This is a genomic window from Rhodococcus sp. MEB064, assembly GCF_000834565.1.
Classification (GTDB): Bacteria; Actinomycetota; Actinomycetes; order Mycobacteriales; family Mycobacteriaceae; genus Rhodococcoides.
In genome coordinates this window covers 269,176-291,952 of record NZ_JXQS01000008.1, presented here as the reverse complement: position 1 = coordinate 291,952, position 22,777 = coordinate 269,176, and the positions used below count along the sequence as shown (strand labels likewise).

The following is a 22,777-nucleotide window of genomic DNA, read 5'->3' as shown; positions in this document are numbered from 1 at the left end:
CCGTCGGGGACGGCGGACCGACAGCGAGGTCAGGCGTACCGGTTGGCCAGTTGCTCGAGCGTGGCGGTGATTCCGACGACGTTCTTGTCCGTCTGCTTGGTCAGTTCGAGCATCGCCGGAGCCTTGGCGGTGCCGTAGATGAACGATTCCGTGACGTCGGTCGTCGTCGGCGAGGTCTGCGCGAACTCCCAGCGCCACTTGTGTCCCAGCGGGTGCTGCCACTCGATGACCTTGGTGTCACCGGTGTCCACGAACTCCGTCACCGTGCTGGTGATCCGGTACGGCAGGCCGAACTGCTTCATCTTCACCGAGAACTTGGCTCCGTTCGACAGAGGCGACGGGCCCTTCACGGTGTCCTTGACGGTGCCGGAGCCGTCGAGCTCGCCGTGACGATGCGGGTCGGCCACCTGTGCGAAGAGTTCGTCTGCCGATGCGTTCACGGTCACCCGTCGGGCGATCACACGGTCGCCACGGTCCACTGTCGTCACTGATGTCATGTGACCGATTGTGCCCGAGGAGCCCGACACCGAAACGTCAGCCGAAGTCGAGACCCAGGTCGAGCACCGTCACCGAGTGCGTGAGAGCGCCCACGGCGAGGAAGTCGACGCCCGTGCCGGCGTACTCGGCGGCCGAGTCCAACGTTAGCCCTCCGGACGATTCGAGCCGCGTACCCGGAGCCGATCTGTCTCGTCTCTGCACGGCCATCTGTGTCTGCCACAGGGGGAAGTTGTCGAGCAGGACGAGGTCGACGTTCTCGGCCAACACCTCGTCGAGTTGTTCGAGCGTGTCCACCTCGACCTCGCACGCGATGTCGGGTGCCGCACGCCGCACGGCATGCAGTGCGGCGACCACGGACCCCGCCGCGACCACGTGGTTGTCCTTGATCAGCGCGGCATCTCCGAGGCCCATCCGGTGGTTGGTTCCGCCACCGGCCCGCACGGCGTATTTCTGCAGTGCGCGCAGTCCGGGGAGGGTCTTGCGACTGTCCCGGACGACACATTTCGTTCCCGCTACAGCGTCGACCCAGGCGGCGGTCGCCGTGGCGATGCCGGACAGATGGCACAGCAGGTTCAGCATCGTCCGCTCGGCCGTCAGCAGTTCACGCGTCGACGTCTCGACGGTGAGGACGACGTCACCGGGCTCGACGCGCGTGCCGTCGGCGACCCGGTGCACCGTCTCGTAGGTCCCGGCGACCTCGTCGAGGACCACGAGCGCCACGTCGACACCGGCCACGGTGCCGTAGCCGCGCGAGACCACGGATGCTCGCGTGCGCGCGTCGGCGGACACCGTCGCGAGCGTCGTCACGTCGGGTCCGTAACGCAGGTCTTCCTCGAGGGCTCTGCGCACCACGTCGAGAATCTCGTCGCGGTCGACGGGGACCAGATCATCGGTCGAGGCGGTCACGACACTCCTACGGTGGTGGTGGTCCCGAACGACGTCGTCGTCCGGGCGAGGGACGGGTCGTCGTGACGGACGAGAACGATGTCGCCGTCCTCCGACAGACGGAAGGCGCGGCTGCGGCGCTGGGCCGGATCCGAGTCGACATGATCGAGTCGGGTGTGTGCGCCGCGCGTCTCGGTACGCAGTGCCGCCGCACGAACGGTGGCGGACGCGAGCATCGTCATCGCGGCGTCTTCCACGTCGCGCACCGACGTGACCGGCCGCGTCTGCGCGGAATCCAGGACGGCCGATGCCCGGTGGAGACCGTCCGCATCGCGGACGACGCCGACGTCGCGCGTCATCGTCGCCTGCAGCACGTCCCGATCCAGACGGCGGAGGTCGCCCAGCTCGGTGGGTTCCCCGACGACGGGAGTTCCGAGCCGTGCCCGTGCCGCTCGCGCCACACGGGTGCCGAGGACGACGCCCTCGAGCAGCGAGTTCGACGCCAGACGGTTCGCACCGTGCAGACCCGTCCGTGCCACCTCACCGGCGGCGAAGAGACCGGGTACGGATGTGCGACCGTCGGTGTCGGTCACGACTCCCCCGCAGGCGTAGTGCGCGGCCGGCGCCACCGGGATCGGCGACTCGGACGGGTCGACACCCATGTCGAGGCACGCGGCGGTGACCGTCGGAAAGCGGCGATGCATGTCGCGTACCGGTCGTGCGTCGAGCAGAACGTGGTCCGCGCCGGACGCGGCCAGTTGCCGAGCGATGGTGCGGGACACGACATCTCGTGGTGCCAGATCTCCCATCGGGTGGACACCCTGCATGATCGAGCGTCCGTCGAGGTCGGTCAGTCTCGCACCTTCGCCGCGCACTGCCTCGCTGACGAGGGGCAGACGTCCTCGCCCGCCGGGGCTGAACAACACGGTCGGGTGGAACTGCACGAATTCCACGTCGGCGATGGACGCGCCGGCGCGCAGAGCGAGTGCGACACCGTCCGCCGTCGCTCCGGAGGGATTGGTACTGGCCGCGTAGAGCATGCCGTTGCCACCGGTCGCGATCAGCACGGCGGGCGCGCGGACTATGCCCACGTCGACACCCGGTGTCGTCCCGCCGAGGGAGACGACCACACCGGCCGCACCCTCGGGGCCGACGACGACCTGCAGCGCCGTGGCACCGCCGACGGTGGCGGGCGCCGTCGACGACAGTGCTCGCTGGATCTCACGCCCGGTCGCGTCCCCGCCCGCATGCACGATGCGGCTGACGCTGTGTCCGCCCTCGCGGGTGCGCGACACCTGTCCGTCCCGACCGTGGTCGAACGTGGCGCCCAGCGCAACCAAGGTGTCGAAGGCATCCGACCCCGCGCCGACGATGGACCGCACCGCGGCCTCGTCGCACAACCCGGCACCGGCGGTCAGCGTGTCGCGGACGTGCGCCTCGACGTCGTCACCTGTCGCGATGGCGACGCCGCCCTGCGCGTACTGCGTCGACGTGCCCTCGATGTCCTTGCCGACGACGAGTACCCGCATGCCGAGGCGTGTGGCCTCGATGGCCGCGGCCAGTCCGGCCACGCCACCGCCCACGACCACGAGATCGGCGTCGGCCTCCCACGCAGGCGTGAGAGGGGTGCTCACTCGCCGCCGCCGGGGGACCCGATGGCGATCATGCGCTCCACCGACGCACGCGCTCGCTCAGCGGTGGCGAGGTCGACGTGCACCTCGTCCTTGCCCTCGGTGAGACACCGCAGCAGGGCCGCGGGAGTGATCATCTTCATGTAGGGGCAGGACGCGCGGTCGTTGACTGCCTGGAAGTCCACACCCGGCGCGGCTTTACGCAGCTGATGCAGCATGCCGATCTCCGTGGCCACCAGGACCTGCGTGGCGCGGGTGGTCCGTGCGGCGTCCAACATTCCTCCGGTGGAGAGGATCTTGACCTTCTCCTCGGGGACGAAGCCCTCTCCCGCCAGGTACAGAGCGGACGTCGCACAACCGCATTCCGGGTGGACGTAGAGCTCCGCGTCCGGGTAGGCGCGAGACCGAGCGGTCAACTCGTCCCCGTTGATGCCGGCGTGCACGTGGCACTCCCCCGCCCAGATGTGCATGTTGGTGCGCCCGGTCTGTCGGCGGACGTGGGCGCCCAGGAACTGGTCGGGAAGGAACAGCACCTCGCGGTCGCGGTCGATGGAGTTCACTACCTCGACGGCGTTGGACGACGTGCAGCAGATGTCGGTGAGGCCTTTGACCTCGGCCGTCGTGTTGACGTAGGAGACGACGACCGCGTCGGGGTGCTCGGCCTTCCACTCGCGCAGCTGCGCCGCATCGATGGAATCGGCGAGGGAGCATCCGGCGCGCTCGTCGGGAATGAGCACCGTCTTGGACGGGGCGAGGATCTTGGCGGTCTCGGCCATGAAGTGGACGCCGCAGAAGACGATGGTGTCCTCTTCGGCCTGCGCCGCGATGCGGGACAGGGCGAGGGAATCGCCGACGTGGTGTGCGATGTCCTGGATCGCGGGCAGCTGATAGTTGTGCGCGAGGATCGTGGCGTTCTTCGCTTCCGCGAGGCGCAGGATCTCCTCTGCCCACTCCGGTCCGGCCTCGACGCCGGAATACCCGCCCGGTCCGTCGACGACGGCCGAGTGTCCACCGAATCGCGTGGTCGTGATCGACATGAAGTACTCCTCGCGTGCGTTCGGCGACGGAATTCGCCGGGTGCCGATCCGCCGGAATGGACCCGGCGGGGTTTTCGACTTATGATCGAAAACGTGATTCATCGTAGCACCGCCACCGACGAGCACCCCCGGGTCGGCCTCGATCCGGCCGCAGGACCCGTTCACGAAGTCCTGTCCGTCGTCTTCCAGGTGCGCGAACAGGTTGCCCACCGGCCGGCCGAACTGTGCGTCCTGCTGTGGCAGCGAGCCCTGGCGCCGGCACGCGGAACATGGTCCCTGCCCGGTGGTCGGTTGGGCGACGACGAGAACCTCATGGATTCCGCACGACGCCAGCTCGCCGAGAAGGTCGACGTCCGGGAGGTGCGGCACCTCGAGCAACTGTCGGTGTTCTCCGAACCCGGCCGGGTTCCCGGGGAACGCCGGATCGCCTCCACGTTCCTCGGCCTGGTGCCGATCGACGGTGATCCCCGACTTCCCGTCGACACCGCGTGGCATGCGGTCGCGGATCTCCCCGACACGGCCTTCGACCACGGGACGATGGTCTCGCATGCACGGACCAGGCTGGCGGCGAAACTGTCCTACACCAACATCGCCTTCGCGTTGGCGCCCACGGAGTTCAGCATGTCGACGCTTCGCGACATCTATTGTGCCGCATTGGGTTACCAGGTCGACACGACGAATCTTCAACGCGTCCTGAATCGGCGACGAGTGATCGAATCGACCGGTCGGACCGCCCCTCCCGGCCCCACAGGCGGACGACCGGCGGCGCTCTACAAGTTCCGCGACACCGCCCTCCGTGTCACCGACGAGTTCGCTGCTCTGCGCCCACCGGGGTGACCGCTCGTCAGCTCGGGACTCTGCCGGGCCCGACGGTCGTCGACTGTTCGGGATCACGTCGGTCGAGTACGACGGTATCGCCGCCGCGGGCCTTCGCGGAGTACATGGCCCGGTCGGCATGGATCAGGAGCACCTCCGCGTCGCGCGGCGTGGCCCGCACGGGTGACGACGCGACGCCGATGCTCAGACTGGAGTCCGGGTCGGACTGTTCGAGGTAGGTGGCGCAGAGAGATGCGGCGCGCGACATCACCTCGTCGAGCGGCAGCGCGGTGATGACGGCGAACTCCTCGCCTCCCGTGCGCGCGGTGATCGACGGTGACGGGAACGCCTCGTCGATGATCGCCGCCGTCCGTCGGATCACCGCGTCACCGTGGTGGTGACCGAACCGGTCGTTGATCGATTTGAAGCGGTCGATGTCGACCACGACGGCCGCGAGGTCGACGCGAAGTCCGACCAGGTCGTCCGCCGAGGCGGTGAGTCCGCGTCGATTGCGGAGACCGGTCAACGGATCGAGATAGGCCGCCGCGACGTCGCTCTTCTGGATGAACTGCAAGCGGTAGATCGAAATCGGTGCGAGAAAGAGCACCATGACGATGAGCATTGCGTAGGTCACGGCCAATCGCGTGACCTCCGTGCCGGATTCGGCGTCCGACCTCACTGCCGACGCGAACACCGCAATACAGACGGCCACCGACACGGTGTGATGCGCAGCGAACACGCGTGGCGTGTGGAACGTGGCGACGTAACTGCTGGCCACGCCGAACAGGATGGTGCAGGGCAGAAGTGCCAGCGGGTCGGACAGCGACAGGATCACCGCGGACAGCCCGATGTCCGCATATGCCACGAAGGCCAGGGACATTCTGCGCGAGGGCCAGGGACCCCGGATCCACGCGGCCCCGACCGCAGCCGTTCCCACCGCGTTGGCGAACACGATCACCGATCCCACCCCTGAAGCAGCTGTCGGCGGCGATACTCCGGCCACGACGTACAGCGCCGCGAACAACAGACACGACAACCCGATCAGAACTCGCGTCGAGGCGAGGGCGGTGTGGGTCTCGAAGTACTTCACCGTCCACCTGTAGTCGACGGGGCTGCTCAGCCAGCGTAGGACGGGATTCGCCACCCGGGACGGCCTTCCTACGCGAACGATGAGGCCCCCCACGCGGCCTTCGGAAGGCCGCCCCGTGACTGCTCAGTGAAGCAGACGAACCGGTGCTCCGAGCCCGAATGTCACGAGCTCGACATCGACTCGTCGGACGCTTCCACGGTGTCACCGCGTCGCAGATCGTCCGACGCGGACAGTGCCGCGATCAGGACGATCGTCACCGCCGCGGCCAGCGGCTGCGCGAGCAGCGCCAGCGGTGTCGACATACCGGGAGCGAGCCCGACGACATCGCCTCGTGCTGCACCCTCGGCGGAGGCGTAGCGAAGGGCACCCACGGCGAGACCGACCCCGGCGGCGACTGCGGATCCGGCGAACGCGCCGACCACGGTGTCGACCGCGAGACGCGGACCACGATCGGAGACGACGGACCAGACGCCCACTGTCGCAACCACTCCGGCCGCGGCCGTGATGCAGAGGAACAGAGCCAGTGCGTCGAATCGGTGATCGCTCTCCCCGGTCAACACGATCGCGCGACCGTCGCCGACGGCGGCGACGTGCTCCACCGGAGCCGTCAGCGCCCACAGCGCGCCGAGGACGAGACCGACCGACGCGAACGATGCGACGACGCGCAGCGAGCGTCCGATCGAGCCACCACGACGTGACGCCACCTCGGACATGTCGACTTCGTTCACACCGGCCAGCCTAGGCTGTGCGGGAACGACCGTCCGGGTCGACGGACGAGTAGCCGAGAGGACGCGCGCATGCAGTTGCGGAAGAACGACGTCGTCGACGGCGCGCTCGTGATCCTCGACGACTACGGACTCGCGGACTTGTCGATGCGCCGCCTCGCCGGGTCACTCGGCGTGGCACCGGGCGCTCTGTACTGGCACGTGGCCAACAAACAGGCACTTCTCGGTGCGGTATCGGATCGCATTCTCGGCCGGCTCGATCGATCCGTCGGCGCGGAGCAGCACCCTCTGGACGACGTACGGGCGCGGGCGCACCGCCTGCGCGACGCACTCCTCGCCCACCGCGACGGGGCCGAGGTCGTCGCGTCGAGCTTGTCGGCCCGCACGGTCACCCATCCTGTGCGGTCGACCTTCGCCGCCGATCTCATCGCCGCGGGCCTGTCCACGGGCGACGCGGACCATGCCGCGGACGCCGTCCTGTACTACGTCCTGGGAGCGACGACCGACGAGCAGTCGCGCCTGCAGATGGAGTCGGCCGGAGCTGCGCCGGTCCCGGAATCCGCGGGCACGGACCAGCACCTCGACACGGACGCCACCGCTCGGTTCGCGTTCGGCCTCGAACTCTTCGTCGACGGCATCAGGCGCCGCGTCCGTACGCTGAACGCGTGACCTCCTCGACGTCTCCCGTCACCCTGCTCGGCGCCGGAATCTCCGGCGCCGCCTGCGCTCGCGTCCTCCGCGACGCGGGCATTCCGTTCGTCGTGCGCAACCGAGGCCGCGCAGTCGGCGGGCGGATGTCCTCGCCCGAGGTCCACGGTCGCAGAGTCGATCTCGGCGCCGGCTACTTCACCGTGCGCGACGACGGCTTCCGTGATGTCGTGGCCGACTGGGCCTCTCGCGGACTCGTGCACGAGTGGACCGACACCTTCACCGTGTTGGCGAAGGGCAAGGCCCCGGAGCAGAAGCCGGGCCCGATGCGCTGGGGCTCCCCCGGCGGGCTGCGCTCCCTGGTCAAGGACTTGCTCGCAGACATCGATATCGACGCCACCGAGGCGGACGCTCTGCCCGCCGGCCACGTCGTCGTGGCGATGCCCGACCCCCAGGCCTCCCGACTCGTGGAGGTTCCGGACCCCGTCGACTACGACCCCGTGATCGCGGTGGCCCTCGGGTTGTCCGCCGACGACGCCCGTCGACTCCCGTTCGACGACGCTGCCTTCGTCTCCGACGACGCGGACATCGAGTTCCTGGCGCGCGACGGTGCACGACGCGGTGACGGGGCGCCGGTGATCGTCGCCCACACGACGTCCGCGCGCGCCCGGCGGCATCTCGAGGATCCGGCCGGCGCGGTGCCGACGGTCGTCGACGCGGTCGCGGCACTCACCGGCATCGGGGCTCCCGAGTGGACGCACACCCACCGGTGGACGTTCGCGAAACCGTCCGGTGCGCACGACCGCAGTCACGGCATCGTCGAGTCGGAGGACCGACTGATCGGTTTCGCGGGCGACCAGTGGTGTCCGGAAGGTTCACCGCGGGTCGAGAGCGCCTGGAGATCGGGCACGGATCTCGGACGCGCCCTCGTCGACCGGCTGTCCTGAGCAAGTCCTCTCACCGCTCTGATCTGCGGCCGCACTCGCCGACGCGTGACTCGGGGTTCGGCCGGGATAGGGTTTCGCACATGTCCGTCGACCATGCACACGAACCGACGATCCAGGTGTGGCCCGGCAGCGCGTACCCCCTGGGCGCAACCTACGACGGCGCCGGAACCAACTTCGCCTTGTTCTCCGAGGTGGCCGAAGCGGTCGATCTGTGTCTGATCGACACCGACGGCAGCGAGACACGAGTGCGGCTCGAGGAGGTCGACGGGTACGTCTGGCACGCCTACGTTCCGCAGGTGCAGCCCGGTCAGCGATACGGCTACCGCGTCCACGGTCCGTGGAACCCCGGCGCCGGACAACGGTGCGACGCCAGCAAGCTCCTGCTCGACCCGTACGGGAAAGCATTCGTCGGCGCCTTCGACGGCGACAGGTCGCTCTTCAGCTACGACATCGACATCCCCGAGCAGCCGACACCGGCGGTCCCAGCCGCCGACGACACGGATGCCGTGGTCCATCCGGGCGACGCCCACGACGGCGGCCCGGCCGGTTCCGCGGCCGCCTCGCGCACCGTCGACGCCACTCGGGCGAACGTTCCCACCGGCGGATCCGTCGCGCCGGCCGCGACGACTCCGGAACCCGAGGACGACGCCGACACCGACGACGGCGATTCCCATTTCCCGCAACACGACTCGTTGGGACACACGATGACCACGGTCGTCGTCAACCCGTTCTTCGACTGGCAGAACGACCGCTCTCCGCGCCGGCCCTACAACGAGACCGTCATCTACGAGGCCCACGTCAAGGGCATGACGATGACGCATCCCGACATTCCGGAAGATCTGCGCGGCACGTACGCCGGCCTGGGTCATCCGGCCGTGATCAGCCACCTGGAAAAGCTCGGCGTGACCGCTATCGAACTGATGCCGGTGCATCAGTTCATGCAGGACCAGACCCTGGTGGACAAGGGACTTCGCAACTACTGGGGTTACAACTCGTTCGGGTTCATGGCTCCGCACAACGAGTACGCGTCCTCCCCCATGGCCGGTTCGGCCGTGTCGGAGTTCAAGACGATGGTGCGCTCGTTCCACGAAGCCGGCATCGAGGTGATCCTCGACGTGGTCTACAACCACACCGCCGAGGGCAACCACATGGGCCCGACGATCGCGTTCCGCGGCATCGACAACGCCGCGTACTACCGGTTGGTCGACGACGATCCGTACTTCTACATGGACTACACGGGGACGGGCAACAGCCTGAACGTGCGTCACCCGCACACCCTGCAGCTGATCATGGACTCCCTGCGCTACTGGGTCACCGAGATGCACGTCGACGGCTTCCGCTTCGACCTGGCGTCGACACTCGCCCGCGAACTGCACGACGTGGACAAGCTGAGCGCGTTCTTCGACCTGGTCCAGCAGGACCCGGTGGTGAGTCAGGTCAAGCTGATCGCCGAGCCGTGGGACGTCGGCGAGGGCGGCTACCAGGTGGGCAACTTCCCCGGTCTGTGGACCGAATGGAACGGTATGTACCGCGACACCGTGCGCGACTACTGGCGCGGCGAGCCGGCGACGTTGGGCGAGTTCGCATCTCGACTGACCGGGTCGTCCGATCTGTACGAGGCCACCGGCCGGCGACCCGGCGCGAGCATCAACTTCGTCATCGCCCACGACGGCTTCACCATGAACGACCTGGTGTCGTACAACGACAAGCACAACGAGGCCAACGGCGAGGACAACAACGACGGCGAGAGCCACAACCGCTCGTGGAACTGCGGCGTCGAGGGTCCCACGGACGATCCCGAGGTGCTGTCGCTGCGTGCCCGTCAGATCCGGAACATGCTGGCCACGTTGATGCTGAGCCAGGGCACACCGATGCTCGCGCACGGCGACGAGATGGGCCGAACTCAGCAGGGCAACAACAACGTCTACTGCCAGGACTCGGAACTGGCGTGGATGGACTGGTCACTCGCGGAGACGAACTCCGATCTCGTCGAGTTCACCTCGCGGGTCATCGCCCTGCGCAACGACCATCCCGTTTTCCGCCGTCGCCGGTTCTTCGAAGGCCGTCCCATCCGCAAGGCGGAGCAGACTCGCGACATCGCGTGGCTCACCCCGACCGGCGAGGAGATGACCGAGGAGGACTGGGACAGCGGTTTCGGTAAATCCCTCGCCGTCTTCCTCAACGGCGAGAACATTCCCGAGCCCGACAACCGCGGCAACCGTGTCGTGGACGACACGTTCTACCTGTGCTTCAACGCGCACCACGAGCCGATCGACTTCACCACTCTGGACGGCAAGTACGCGGACGAGTGGACCGTCGCGCTGGACACCGCCAGCGCTACCGGCGCCGACGATCGCGTCATCGTTGCCGGGACGGCCGTCGAGGTGCAAGCACGATCACTGTTGGTGCTGCGGAAAACGGGGTAAGGAAGCGCTATGACCCGCGACGCGATCACCTCGACCTACCGTTTCCAGCTGCGGGGTGATCGCTTCACCCTCCGCGACGCCACGTCGCTGGTTCCCTACCTCGCCGAACTGGGTGTCTCGCACGTCTACCTCTCCCCGATCCTCACGGCCTCGGAGGGCTCGACGCACGGCTACGACGTCACGGATCCCCGCACGGTCTCGGAAGCCCTGGGTGGTCGCGCTGCCCTCGAAGAACTGGTCTCCGAAGCCCGCTCGCACGGTCTCGGCGTCGTCGTCGACATCGTTCCCAACCATCTCGGCGTCGCCACGGCCCACGAGAACCCGTTCTGGTGGGACGTTCTGAAGTTCGGTCGCGCATCGCAGTACGCGTCGTACTTCGACATCGACTGGGCAGGCGCCGAACGCGTCGCACTGCCCGTCCTCGGTGACGACGCCGATGTGAACGAGCTCAGCGTCGACAGGTCCGGCGACGAGGTCGTGCTGGCGTACTACGACAACCGGTATCCCGTGGACCCGTCGACCGACGACGGTTCCGACGACGCGAAGGCGTTGCACGACAAGCAGTCCTACGAACTGGTGGGATGGCGCTCGGGCCGCATCGGATACCGCCGATTCTTCTCCGTCAGCGACTTGGCCGGGTTGCGACAGGAGGATCCGGCAGTCTTCGATGCGACGCACGCCGAAGTCCGCAGCTGGTTCGACGACGGTCTGGTGGACGGGGTCCGCGTCGATCATCCCGACGGTTTGACGGCGCCCGCCGAGTATCTGTCGCGGCTGCGCGGCGTCGTCGGACCCGACTCGTGGCTCGTCATCGAGAAGATCCTCACGGCGGACGAACCACTGGACGTCACCCTTCCCGTCGACGGCACCACCGGCTACGACGCGCTGGCGGATCTGGGCGGTGTCTTCGTCGATCCGACAGGCGAGTCCGCGCTGACGCAGCTCTCCCTCGACACGACGGGCGAAGCCGGTGACGCATCGTGGGTGCACGGGGCGGAGCGGGCGATCAAGGAGGAGACGGCACGCACGCAGCTGGCTCCCGAGGTACGTCGCCTGGTAGCGGCCATCGCTCGCGACACCGGTCTGGAGTTCGACCACGATCTCGCGATCGACGCCGTCACCGCGGTGGTCGCACGGATGCCGGTCTACCGGTCGGACTACGCACCGCTCGCCGGAATGTTGCCGCGTCTGCTCGGCGACGTCGCCGTCGATCGACCGGACCTCGTTCCGGCGCTGGAGATCCTCGCAGCGGCGGTGTCCACCAGCGGAGAAGCGTCGGGTCGGCTCCAGCAGGTGGCCGGCGCCGTGATGGCGAAGAGCGTCGAGGACTGCATGTTCTACCGCACCTCGCGCCTGGTCTCGCTGCAGGAGGTCGGCGGAGACCCGTCGCGCTTCGGTCGCTCGGTCGCCGAGTTCCATCTCCGGTTGTCGGAGCGAGCACGGTTGTGGCCCCGCGCCATGACGACGTTGTCGACACACGACACCAAGCGCGGAGAGGACGTCCGCGCGCGCATCGGAATCCTCTCGCAGACACCCGATCTGTGGCGGAGCTGCCTCGCGGACTGGGAGGCGGAGGCGCCGTCGCCCAACGGTCCCACCGGACTCTTCCTGTGGCAGAACATCATCGGGACGTGGCCTGCAGACGGCGTCGTGACGGACGAGTACCGCGAGCGACTGCATGCCTACGCGGAGAAGGCGATCCGCGAAGCAGGGTCGTTCACCGGATGGAACGACGTCGACGAGGACTTCGAGTCGGCCGTGCACTCGTGGATCGACACCGTCCTCGACGGTCCGGTCGCATCGTCGGTGACGAGCTTCGTTTCGCAGATCGCACCGCACGCATGGACCGATGCGCTGGGCCAGAAGCTCCTCCACATCGCGGGCCCCGGAATTCCCGACATCTATCAGGGCACGGAACTCTGGGAGGACTCGCTGGTCGATCCGGACAACCGCCGCGACGTGGACTACTCCACCCGTCGGGCGTTGCTCGACACCTCGGGCACACCTGCACTCGACGCCACCGGGGCGGCGAAGTTCCACGTGACCCGGGCCGCCGCCCGCCTACGCCGAGAACGTCCGTCGAGCTTCGTCGGCGGCGGCTACTCCCCCGTGTTCGCCACCGGGACCGCTGCCGATCACGTCGTCGCCTTCGGTCGCGGTCCGGCCGCCGAGGACTCCGACGTCCTGGCGATCGCTACCCGCCTGTCGCTCGGCCTGGTGGAATCCGGGTGGGGTGACACCGCTCTGGAGCTACCGGACGGCACGTGGACGGACGTGCTCACCGGTCGCAGCGTCTCCGGATCCGTCGCGGTCGGCGAGCTTCTCGCCGACCTTCCGGTCGCGCTTCTCACGCGGTGACACGGTCCGCCGGAGAAGGCTCACGCCTTCTTCGGCGGGAGCGGGACGAAATAGCTGGTGCGCTGTTGGTACTCGCGGTAGCCGGGACGCTCGGCCATGTGCTGCTCGAGCAGGCGCGCGCCCGTCGCGAAGACGAGGAAGTACGTCATCGCCACCGGGGAGAGCACCGTCAGCACGCCCGGCCAGTGCGCGGCGGCGACGAGGAAGATGCCCCACCACACGCACGCGTCCCCGAAGTAGTTCGGGTGACGGGTGAATCGCCACAGGCCGCGGTCCATGATGGTGCCCTTGGACGACGGGTCGGCCTTGAAGTCGTCCATCTGCTTGTCGCCGACGGTCTCGAACGAGATGCCGACGATCCACGCCACCACACCGAGCGCGGTGATGATGCCCGCGGACCCCTGCGTCACCGCCGAGACCTGCACCGGCAGCGAGACGAACCACAACGCGAGCCCCTGCGTCAGGTAGATCTTGCGGATCGCGTACAGCGCAGGACTTCCGGGAGCCGACGAGAGCATCTTCTCGTAGCGCGGATCCTCGCCCTTGCCCCGCGATCGTCGGAACATCGACACGGCGAGCCTGGTGCCCCACGCGCCCACCAGGACGAGCAGCAGCACTCGACGCCAGCCGTCGCCGGCTCCCGTCAGCGCAGCGACCAGCGCCACCGCCACGAAGCCGGCACCCCAGCTGACGTCGACCACGTTGTGTCGACCGATCCGGAAACCGATCAGCGCTGTCACCGTCAGCACGACGACGACCGCCACGAGCGACGACACCGTGACCACGGCGAAGGCGCCCCAGGTCCCGGCGTCGGTGCCGACCATGCTCACCCGTGCGACCGCACGGGCGGCATGGAAGACACGCCGCGCTCGTCGGGTCGCACCGACAGGATCTGATCGACGCCCATCCGGCCGTCGCGGAAAGCCATCCCGCCGCCGACGAGGTACAGGCGCCACACCCGCGCCACCTCGTCGCCGACCAACGCCACGAGGTCGTCCCAACGGCTCTCGAAGGTCTCGTACCAGGCGTCGACGGTTCGGACGTAGTGCTCGCGCAGCGCATGTACATCGCGCACCTCGAGGCCGGATTCCTCGATCATCGCCACCGTCGCACCGACCGGTCGCATGTACATGTCGGGCGCGATGAACGACTCGATGAACGCGCCGCCGCCGGGGTTGTCTCCCGCCTTGCGGGACATCTGTTGCACCAGCACTCGACCGCCGGCCACGACGTTGTCGTACAGCGCCTTCGCGTACACCGGGTAGTTCTTCTCGCCGACGTGCTCGCCCATCTCGATGGACGCGACGGCGTCGAACGGGCCGTCGGGCACCTCGCGGTAGTCCTGGATCCGGATCTCGACCCGGTCCTGGAGTCCGCGGTCGGCGATCCGCTTGTCGATGAACGCTTTCTGTTCGCGGGAAATGGTGACGCCCACGACCTGCGCGCCGTAGTGCTCGGCGGCGTGCAGGCTGAGCGATCCCCACCCGCAGCCGACATCGAGGAACCGCATACCGGGGCGCGTGTCGAGTCCGATCTTGCGGCAGACCAGGTCCAGCTTGTCGCGCTGCGCATCCTCGAGTCCGTACGCGGGGTCGTCCGACGTCCAGTAGCCACTGGAGTAGGCCATCTGCGGATCGAGCACCATCTCGTAGAACTCGTTCGACAGGTCGTAGTGGTGACTGATGGCAGCGCGGTCCCGGACCAGGGAGTGCAGGCGACCCTTGATGACGGCCTGCGACGCGGGGGCGGGCAGCGGTCGGCCACCGCGTCCGAGCCCGACGACACCCAGGGACGCCGCCGTGCGGATCAGGTCGACGACGGCCTTGGGGCTCGGCCGGACCGCGGTGAGGCGACGGGAGCGCACGACCTCCCACACGTGGGTCAGTGCCTCGTTCAGATCGCCCTCGACATCCAGTTCACCCGTGACGTAGGCCTGCGCCGCACCCAGCTCGCCGGGACTCCACAGCAACCGCCGCAAAACGTTCGGGCTGTAGAGGGTCACGGCGGGTGCGTCGATCGGCCCGGCGGTCGATCCGTCCCAGGCAGTCAGCCGTACCGGCAACGCACCTCCCACGAAAGGCGCCAGCAACGTCTCCAGTCGGGCTGCCACGGTGGCGTCGGTGGTCATGAGTCACTCCTTCGTTCGAGCAGGATCTGTTGGACGTCGATGTAGCCCGACCCGAATCCGGCCTCGGAGTAGCAGAGGTAGAAGTGCCACATCCGGGCGAAGACGTCGTCGAAGCCGAGCATGCGAGCTTCCTCGACGTGATCACGGAAGCGCTCGTCCCACAGTCGGAGTGTCCGTGCGTAGTGGTCACCGATGGACAGACGCTCGCGCACCCGCAGCGTCGTCTCCTTCTCGGTGATGTTCTCGATCGCACGGATCGACGGCAGGAACCCGCCCGGGAAGATGTACTTGTGCACCCAGGTGTAGGTGTTCCGCGTGGCGAGCATGCGCTCGTGCGGCATCGTGATGGCCTGGATGGCCACCTTGCCACCGGGCGCGAGGACGGAGTCGATGGTGCGGAAGTACTCGCCCCAATACTGGTGTCCCACAGCCTCGATCATCTCGACCGAGACGATAGCGTCGTACTCGCCGTCGACCAGGCGGTAGTCCAGCAGGTCCACCTGGACACGGTCGGCGAAACCCGCTGCGTCGATGCGCTTGTACGCGAGTTCCTGTTGTTCGATCGAGAGCGTGACGGATCGGACCGTGGCCCCGCGCTCGGCCGCCCGGATGGCCAGTTCACCCCAGCCGGTGCCGATCTCGAGAACCCGTGTTCCGGCGGTGACCCCGGCTCGGTCGAGGAGACGGTCGATCTTGGCGCGCTGGGCATCCGCGAAGTCGTCCCATGTCGGTGCCGGAGTCAGCGACGGGAACAGCGCACTCGAGTACGTCATCGTCTCGTCGAGGAAGAGCTCGAACATCTCGTTCGACAGGTCGTAGTGCCGCGAGATGTTCGACCGCGTGTTGGTCGTCGTGTTCGTCTCGGTCTTCGGTTGTTTCGGGATGTAGAGCCCGCGCAGGCGCTGCAACCACTTCGGGATCAGGGTCGCCATGCGCTCGGCGAACACGCCCAGGGCGGCGGTGAGATCCGGCGCGTCCCAGTCGCCGGCCATGTAGGCCTCGCCGAATCCGATCAGGCCGCTCTCACCCACCCGCGCCGCGAAGTCGCGCGGGCGGTGGATCGTCATGACGGGTGCCGACGGATCGTTCGCGCCGCCGCCGAGAACCACACCGCCCGGCATTTCGACGCGGATGTTCAGATGCTCCGACGCTCGCCGGAACAACGCGTCCGCGACGGGCGCGGCGAGACGCGCCTTGACCGTCATAGGAGCCGTGCCGATCGACGGCCATCGGTCCGCATCGATCGTCCGTGCCGGCGCGTAAGGAGTCATCTCGGTGCTTTCTGTCAGGGTGTCGGGGGCAGGAGGAGCGGGGCGTGTGTCATCGGGTGCGGGCGGCCGCGGAACTGTGCGTAGTCCGCGCGCCCACAGCGCGATGCCCTGGCGCCGGATACGCGCACTCACCACGTGGGGAGCGAACGGGGCGCGCGCCAGAACGCGCGCGACGACCCCCGGTGTCGCCGTCCGTCCGGTACCGGACATCGTCGCGACGAAAGGTGGGTGGCCGTCCCGGATCAACGTGATCGACAGCGCCAGAGTGCCGTCGGGTTCGGGAAGTCGCATCGCGTACTCGCCACTGACGTCGTTGAACGGCGAGACGTAGAACTCCTTGGGCGTACGGGCGGCGCCACGCTCGTCGGTGTCGAGCAAGTACCGGTGCCGCTCTCCGTAGGTGTTGTGCACCTCGGCCACGACGTGCTCGACGCGTCCGGCTCGGTCGTGCAGCCAGTACACGGTCAGCGGGTTGAACACGTACCCCAGGACGCGTGCGTTGGTCAGCATCGTGATGTGGCCGACGACGGGAGGGATGCCCCGCGACTGCAGGAAATCGTCGAGATTGGACCGCAGTGACGCCGCCGGATCACCGACGTGATCCGCGGAGTCGATCGCCGCGAACGCTGCCAACGGGCCGGGAAGTGCAGGAAGGTGGTCGATGTCGACGAACCACGAGTAGCTGCGGTAGGTGAACTCGTTCTCGACGGGAGCCGTCCGGATGTGCCGGATGGACGTGTCGTAGATCGCCGGCCGAGTGTCGTGAGGCGTCCGCATCCCGCTCATGTCCAGGCTCCGCCGAGGCGTTCGGCTGCACGCAGACCCGATGCGGCGCCGTCCTCGTGGAATCCCCACCCGTGATAGGCACCGGCATACGCGACCTGGTCGGTGTCCAACTCGGGAAGACGCGCCTGCGCCGCCACCGATTCCGACGTGTACAGCGGGTGCTCGTATCGCATGGTCTCGATCACCGCGGACGAGTCGAGCGCGGCGCCCTCGGCGGTCGGATCGTTCTCGTCGCCCAGGGTGACGAGATAGCGAGACCCCGTGTCCGGAAGCCGCTGCAACCGTGACATGTCATAGGTGACGACGACCCCGCCGGGCGCAGCGCTGCACTGGGGCATCCGGTAGTTCCACGACGCGCGAGCTCTCGGCGTCCGCGGGAGAACTGTCTCGTCCGTGTGCAGCCGCGCGACGTTCGGCGAGTACGGCATGGCACCGAGGACCAGGTGCTCGGTGGAGGTCGGATCTGCCAGCATCTTCAGGGCCTGCTGGGGATGGGTCGCGACGACCACGGCGTCGTAGGTGTCCGTCGACCCCCGAGCGTCCTCGATCTCCACGCCCCGGTCGGTCCGCCGGATCGACGCCACCGGCGTACCGGTGCGAATGTCGGCGATTCTCTCCGCGACCCGATCGACGTACGTGACGGATCCGCCCGTCACCGTCCGCCAGGTCGGTGATCCGCCGACGCCCAGCATTCCGTGGTGCTCGAGGAACGAGAAGAGGTAGCGCGCAGGGTAATCCAAGGCCCGTGACGGCTCGCAGGACCACACGGCGGACACCAGCGGCGTCATGAAGTGCGACTCGAAGTACTCCGAGAACTCGTGGTGTGCGAGGAAGTCGGCGACTGTCGAATCGTCGTCGGGGGCAGCCAGCAGCGCACGAGCGCTACGGTGAAAGCGCGTGACGTCGAGCAACATTCGCAGGTAACGACCGCGCAGGAGCACCGAGGGGCTCGGGAACAGACCCGAGAATCCCTGGCCGCCGGAGTATTCGAGACCGCAACCGTCGCAGCGGATGGACATGCTCATGTCCGATTCCTGCGTGGGAACGTCGAGTTCGCGGAAGAGCCGTTGCAACGTCGGGTAGGTGCGATCGTTGTGGACGATGAAACCGGTGTCGACGGGAATCACGCCGTGCGACGTCGTCGACACGGAATGCGTGTCGGCGTGTCCGCCCAGCCGCTCGTCCGCCTCGTACACGGTCACACGAGCGTTCTTGGAGAGGACGTACGCGGCGGTGAGGCCCGCGACCCCTGCTCCGACCACGGCGACGCGCCGCTCGGTGAGGTCGCCGTCCGTCATGTGTGTTCTCCCTAACGTGTAGCGACGTCTCCGGGAAGCGGAGAACCGTTCGCTGTATCACTCGGGTTTCGTAGACGAGACCTTCCGCGATTGGTCGAGAACGAACTCGCGTACCCGGCTCGACCATGCCCGCGGTGATCGAAGCATGAAATGTCCGGCTCCGCGCATCGCGACGAATGTGGCGTCCACTCCCCTGGCCGATGCCCGCTCCGTCGCCGCGCGGGACGCGACAGGATCGGTCCAGCGGTCCACCGTGCCGTGCAGGACCAGAAGCTTCTGCCCGGCACGCATCGTGTCGGTCTCGGTGCCGTCCAGCCACCACGGAGCAAGTGCGGCGACCGCGACGACGCGGGGATGGCCGGCAATGGCCGCGGCGGCGCGCCCACCCATCGAATGACCGACGACCGTGATGCTCACGTTCGGCCCGTACGCCTCGACCAGTCGGTCGCACGCCCACTGCGCGTCGCGCACCGGACTGCGATCGCTGCCGTTCCACCCGCGGTACCGGTACTGCAGTTGGGTGACGACGGTGTCGTCACCCGCCGCGCGTCGCAGGTCGCGGGTGAACGGCATCATCCGGACAGCGGACAACTGCCACGGCTGCGCCCTGTCGGTGCTCGCCACCTTCCCGCCGTGCAGGACGAGAACCGCCGCGGACGCCGGGCCGCGGCGCAGTCCGTGCAGATGCGGGGTGATGCTGGAGTCAGTGCTGCTCATACTCCTCATTCGCTACGCCGACGGTGGTGGATGTCGATCTGTGGCTGACACGACACCGGCCGAACACCTTCGCGGTGTCCGGCCGGTGGTCGGTGTTTCTGTGGAGCTGCCGGGAATCGAACCCGGGTCCTGTGTCGGTTTGCTAGGGCTTCTCCGTGCGCAGTCCGCTATGCCTCTACTTGGATCTCCAGATCTCGCAGACAAGCCTGGATGACGATCCCAGCCACTGTTTGATGTTCCACATCACTCCGCAGCCGAGTGAATAGGTGAGCCCTCTAGCTGATGCCAGTACCCGGCCCGAGGGCGAAACCGGACTGACAGACACGCAGTCGCTACTTAGGCAGCGAGTGCGTAGTCGCGCTGATTGGAATCGGCGCTTATATTTTTGCGATGACGCTTACGGTGGTCTCTCGCCTGCACCGGCACGCTTCCCCTAACTAGACGCACACAGTCGAAACCGTTCAGCCCCTTTCCCGCCCGAAGGCGATGTGTCCGCCGAACTTCTCCGGCGACTCACCAGTCTAACGTCATCCGACGCGGGTTTCATCCCGTTTGTTGCCGGTGTCGGCCGCACGCTCCGCCTTGTGCGTGATGTTCTCGAGCATCCCCCGGAAGATGACGCCGTGGAACGGCATGATGGCGAACCAGTAGACACGTCCGCCCAGGCCACGCGGGAAGAAGATGGCGCGCTGCTCGTACCGCGACCGTTTGCCGCCGTCGAGCGGCAGCACCTTGAGCTCGAGCCAGGCTCCGCCCGGTGCCTTCATCTCCGCGCGCAACCGCAACAGCGATCCACGCTCGATCTCCTCGACACGCCACCAGTCGAGAGCCTCGCCGTTGACCAGGCGGCGCGGGTCGCGTCGACCACGCTTCAAGCCCACTCCGCCGACGACCTTGTCCAGCCACCCCCGGATGACCCACGCGGCGGGGAACGAGTACCAGCCGTTCTCGCCGCCGATTCCCTCGACGACGTCCCACAGCAACTCCGGCGGGGCGTTGCAGTCCTGGGCCCGTTCGTCGACGTAGACCACCTCACCGGCCCAATCGGGGTCCGACGGCAGCGGATCCGACGGTGCGCCGTTGTCGGTAGCGTTCGACCACGTCGTCTCGACCTCGCCGTCCTCGATGCGTCGCAACGCGAGGTGGACGGAATCCGCGAAGGTGGTCAATCCGCCCTCGGGCGGAGGCACGACCGTGTCGATGTCCTGCTCGTGGGCGATGGCGTCGTACTGCAGTGATTCGATGAGCGGCATGGCCAGGCCCCTGGGGATCGGCGTGACCAGCCCGATCCAGTGACCGGCCAGCCTGGGCGTCAGCACCGGCAGCACCAACATCCGACGCTTGCGCAGGCCCGCCACGCTGGCGTATTCGTTCATCATCTCGCCGTACTGCAGAACATCCGGACCACCGATGTCCCAGGTACGGGACGTCTCGAACGGGGCTGTCGCAGACTCGATCAGGTAGTGCAACACGTCGCGGACGGCGATCGGCTGGATCTGGTTGTGCACCCACTTCGGGGTGGTCATGACGGGGAGTCGGTTGGTGAGATGGCGGATCATCTCGAACGACGCGGATCCCGACCCGATCACGACGCCGGCCTGGAGCACGACGGTGAAGACGCCGGAGTCGATGAGGATCCGACCGACCTCGGCGCGGGACTCGAGGTGCGGGGAGAGCTCGCCGTCGACCGGGTGCAGACCTCCGAGGTAGACGATGCGGCGAACTCCTGCAGCCTTCGCCGCGTCGGCGACGTTCTGCGCGCTGATCCGCTCGGCCTCGGCGAAGTGATCCGAACCGCCCATCGAGTGGACCAGGTAGTAGACGACGTCGACGTCGCGGAACGCCTCGTCGAGCGACTCGCGGTCGTTCAGGTCGCCGCGCACGACCTCGACGTTCGCGGCCCACGGAACGTCGCGGAGCTTCTGCGGCGATCGCGCGAGAACGCGAACGCGGTAACCGGCTTCCTGCAATCGCGGCGCCAATCGACCGCCGATGTATCCGGTTGCCCCGGTGACGACGACACGTGCGCCCGCTTCGGTGTTCATGTCCTCCATTCGTAGCAGAGGAGCACGTCGAGTGTGGTGCACGCCGGTTGCAGTCACCGACAGGTGGTCAGGCACCCGCGGTGATCAGCCCGACCGCACCCAGTGCGATGACCATGCCCACGATCTGCACCTTGGCGACCTTCTCTCCCAGCATCACCATGGCCAGCAACACGGTCGCGGCGGGATAGAGCGAGGCGATCACGCTGACGAGGGACAGGAGCCCACCCTGGAACGCGTAGAGCAGTGCTGCATTGGCTGCGACGTCCAGAACCGCGATCCACGCGGCCAGCTTCAGCACTCCTCCGCGGGGGAAGGAGAACATGCCCGTGCCGACGGCGACTGCCCACACGAGGGCGGTGGCCGTGACCCGATTGGCCAGCAACGGCCACAGACCTGCGTCGTCCTCCCCGGCCAGGTCGAGGAAGATGAACGTCAACGCGAACGCCAGACCGGATCCGACGGTCAGCCATGCCACGCGGGGCGTGAACCGCAGCGTCCGACCCCCGGCCACATCACCCGCCGCGTCGTCGGGAGACTCCTTGCTGACCATGATCACGGCGACCAGCGCCAGAGCGATGCCGATGTACGCCGGAACACCGGGACGCTCGCCCAGGACCAGTCCGACGCCGACGGGCACACCTGCCACCACGACTGCGGTGATCGGGGAGACGACAGCCATCGGTCCGGCGGCGAGTGCCAGATAGAACCACCACACGGCAACTCCGCCGGCCAGTCCGGACAGCGCACCCCACATCACGGACGACGCGGTCAGTGTGCCTCCGACGAACGGCATCACGGCTGCCACGATCAGAACCGAGACCGGGTACGAGACGATGACCACGCGCAGCGCGGCGACACGTCGGGACGCGACTCCTCCGACGAAGTCACTGACGCCGTAGCCGAGCGCCGCGATCAGCGCGAGGACGATCGCGGTCAGCGCATTCCCTTTATCCGACGACCCAGCTCACGAGTGACCTCGCGTTCCGCCGTGCGACGGGCCAGATCCTGACGCTTGTCGTAGTCCTGCTTGCCCTTCGCCAGGGCCAGCTCGACCTTGACCTTGCCCTCGTTGAAGTACATCGACAGTGGCACCAGAGTCATGTTGCCCTCGCGGGTCTTGCCGATCAGCAGTTCGATCTCCCGCTTGTGTAGCAGCAGTTTGCGGTTACGACGCGGCGCGTGATTCGTCCAGCTCCCCGCCATGTACTCGGGAATGTGCAGTCCGCGTAGCCACACCTCGCCGTCATCGACGGTCGCGAACGCGTCGGCCAGAGACGCCTTGCCGTCGCGCAGACTCTTGACCTCGGTACCGACCAACGCGACACCGGCTTCGTACACGTCGAGGATCGTGTAGTTGTGGCGCGCCTTGCGGTTGGTCGCAATGGCCTTGCGACCTTTCTCCTTCACAGCTGGAACTCCTTCGGGCGCGGCTGGACATGACTTCTGACAACCATAAGGACGGTGTCCACTC

At 67.6% G+C, this 22,777-nt stretch carries 19 protein-coding genes, 1 other RNA gene and 1 pseudogene; 5 read left to right on the top strand and 16 right to left on the bottom strand.

What is annotated here, in order from left to right; genetic code table 11:
* Window positions 1-29 precede the first annotated feature (29 nt).
* Genes RU01_RS04590 through nadA form a run of 4 tightly spaced genes read right to left on the bottom strand, consistent with a single transcriptional unit; the run spans window position 30 to window position 4,051 of the window.
* Window positions 30-497 (bottom strand): SRPBCC family protein, encoded by a 468-nt coding sequence (locus RU01_RS04590; RefSeq protein ID WP_042573408.1) that lies wholly within the window; start codon window positions 495-497, stop codon window positions 30-32.
* Window positions 498-534: 37 nt separating this feature from the next.
* Window positions 535-1,404, bottom strand: a complete 870-nt coding sequence (gene nadC, locus RU01_RS04585; protein WP_042573286.1) for a carboxylating nicotinate-nucleotide diphosphorylase — start codon at window positions 1,402-1,404, stop codon at window positions 535-537.
* Window positions 1,401-3,017 (bottom strand): L-aspartate oxidase, encoded by a 1,617-nt coding sequence (locus RU01_RS04580; RefSeq protein ID WP_082042880.1) that lies wholly within the window; start codon window positions 3,015-3,017, stop codon window positions 1,401-1,403. The genes nadC and RU01_RS04580 overlap by 4 nt, the downstream gene beginning before the upstream one ends.
* Window positions 3,014-4,051, bottom strand: coding sequence for a quinolinate synthase NadA (gene nadA / locus RU01_RS04575; protein ID WP_042573285.1), 1,038 nt, complete (start codon window positions 4,049-4,051; stop codon window positions 3,014-3,016). Before nadA ends, RU01_RS04580 begins: the two co-directional genes overlap by 4 nt.
* An 81-nt stretch (window positions 4,052-4,132) precedes the next feature.
* Here nadA and RU01_RS04570 point away from each other — a divergent pair, with 81 nt between their 5' ends.
* Window positions 4,133-4,888, top strand: coding sequence for an NrtR DNA-binding winged helix domain-containing protein (locus RU01_RS04570; RefSeq protein WP_082042879.1), 756 nt, complete (start codon window positions 4,133-4,135; stop codon window positions 4,886-4,888).
* A gap of 7 nt (window positions 4,889-4,895) precedes the next feature.
* Here the strand turns inward: RU01_RS04570 and RU01_RS04565 are convergent, their stop codons facing one another.
* Both RU01_RS04565 and RU01_RS04560 read right to left on the bottom strand, forming a co-directional pair.
* The gene (locus RU01_RS04565; RefSeq protein ID WP_052493118.1) at window positions 4,896-6,011 is read right to left on the bottom strand and encodes a GGDEF domain-containing protein; all 1,116 of its coding nucleotides are present in this window, start codon (window positions 6,009-6,011) and stop codon (window positions 4,896-4,898) included.
* 107 nt (window positions 6,012-6,118) lie between these two features.
* Window positions 6,119-6,685: a DUF2567 domain-containing protein gene (locus RU01_RS04560; RefSeq protein WP_052493117.1), complete on the bottom strand. Its 567-nt coding sequence runs from the start codon at window positions 6,683-6,685 to the stop codon at window positions 6,119-6,121.
* Between the two features lie 69 nt (window positions 6,686-6,754).
* Here RU01_RS04560 and RU01_RS04555 point away from each other — a divergent pair, with 69 nt between their 5' ends.
* From RU01_RS04555 to treY, 4 genes are all read left to right on the top strand, one after another.
* Window positions 6,755-7,351, top strand: a complete 597-nt coding sequence (locus RU01_RS04555) for a TetR/AcrR family transcriptional regulator C-terminal domain-containing protein (protein WP_042573284.1) — start codon at window positions 6,755-6,757, stop codon at window positions 7,349-7,351.
* On the top strand, window positions 7,348-8,277 hold the full coding sequence (locus RU01_RS04550) for an NAD(P)/FAD-dependent oxidoreductase (protein WP_042573283.1): 930 nt from the start codon (window positions 7,348-7,350) through the stop codon (window positions 8,275-8,277). Before RU01_RS04555 ends, RU01_RS04550 begins: the two co-directional genes overlap by 4 nt.
* 80 nt (window positions 8,278-8,357) lie before the next feature.
* Window positions 8,358-10,703 carry a glycogen debranching protein GlgX gene (glgX, locus tag RU01_RS04545; protein ID WP_042573282.1) on the top strand — a complete coding sequence of 782 codons (2,346 nt, stop codon included), beginning with the start codon at window positions 8,358-8,360 and terminating at the stop codon, window positions 10,701-10,703.
* A gap of 9 nt (window positions 10,704-10,712) precedes the next feature.
* Window positions 10,713-13,061, top strand: coding sequence for a malto-oligosyltrehalose synthase (gene treY, locus RU01_RS04540; RefSeq protein WP_042573281.1), 2,349 nt, complete (start codon window positions 10,713-10,715; stop codon window positions 13,059-13,061).
* 20 nt (window positions 13,062-13,081) lie between these two features.
* Here treY and RU01_RS04535 read toward each other — a convergent pair whose 3' ends face one another.
* The 10 genes and pseudogenes from RU01_RS04535 to smpB all read right to left on the bottom strand — a co-directional run bounded on the left by RU01_RS04535 (window position 13,082) and on the right by smpB (window position 22,713).
* The gene (locus tag RU01_RS04535) at window positions 13,082-13,885 is read right to left on the bottom strand and encodes a DUF1295 domain-containing protein (RefSeq protein WP_042573280.1); all 804 of its coding nucleotides are present in this window, start codon (window positions 13,883-13,885) and stop codon (window positions 13,082-13,084) included.
* 2 nt (window positions 13,886-13,887) lie between these two features.
* Window positions 13,888-15,189: an SAM-dependent methyltransferase gene (locus RU01_RS04530; RefSeq protein ID WP_042573279.1), complete on the bottom strand. Its 1,302-nt coding sequence runs from the start codon at window positions 15,187-15,189 to the stop codon at window positions 13,888-13,890.
* Window positions 15,186-16,460 carry an SAM-dependent methyltransferase gene (locus RU01_RS23070; protein ID WP_042573403.1) on the bottom strand — a complete coding sequence of 425 codons (1,275 nt, stop codon included), beginning with the start codon at window positions 16,458-16,460 and terminating at the stop codon, window positions 15,186-15,188. Before RU01_RS23070 ends, RU01_RS04530 begins: the two co-directional genes overlap by 4 nt.
* 72 nt (window positions 16,461-16,532) lie before the next feature.
* Window positions 16,533-17,237, bottom strand: a pseudogene (locus RU01_RS23065) (DUF1365 domain-containing protein); the annotation flags it as partial.
* Between the two features lie 5 nt (window positions 17,238-17,242).
* On the bottom strand, window positions 17,243-18,544 hold the full coding sequence (locus tag RU01_RS04520; protein WP_042573278.1) for an NAD(P)/FAD-dependent oxidoreductase: 1,302 nt from the start codon (window positions 18,542-18,544) through the stop codon (window positions 17,243-17,245).
* Between the two features lie 57 nt (window positions 18,545-18,601).
* Window positions 18,602-19,261 (bottom strand): alpha/beta fold hydrolase, encoded by a 660-nt coding sequence (locus RU01_RS04515; protein WP_052493116.1) that lies wholly within the window; start codon window positions 19,259-19,261, stop codon window positions 18,602-18,604.
* Between the two features lie 98 nt (window positions 19,262-19,359).
* Window positions 19,360-19,730, bottom strand: a transfer-messenger RNA (tmRNA) gene (gene ssrA / locus RU01_RS22375).
* Between the two features lie 58 nt (window positions 19,731-19,788).
* A complete protein-coding gene (locus tag RU01_RS04510; protein WP_042573401.1) occupies window positions 19,789-21,306 on the bottom strand; it encodes an SDR family oxidoreductase in 1,518 nt (505 codons plus the stop codon).
* Between the two features lie 67 nt (window positions 21,307-21,373).
* Window positions 21,374-22,243, bottom strand: coding sequence for a DMT family transporter (locus tag RU01_RS04505; RefSeq protein WP_082042877.1), 870 nt, complete (start codon window positions 22,241-22,243; stop codon window positions 21,374-21,376).
* Window positions 22,240-22,713, bottom strand: coding sequence for an SsrA-binding protein SmpB (gene smpB, locus RU01_RS04500; RefSeq protein WP_042573276.1), 474 nt, complete (start codon window positions 22,711-22,713; stop codon window positions 22,240-22,242). Before smpB ends, RU01_RS04505 begins: the two co-directional genes overlap by 4 nt.
* Between the last annotated feature and the right edge of the window lie 64 nt (window positions 22,714-22,777).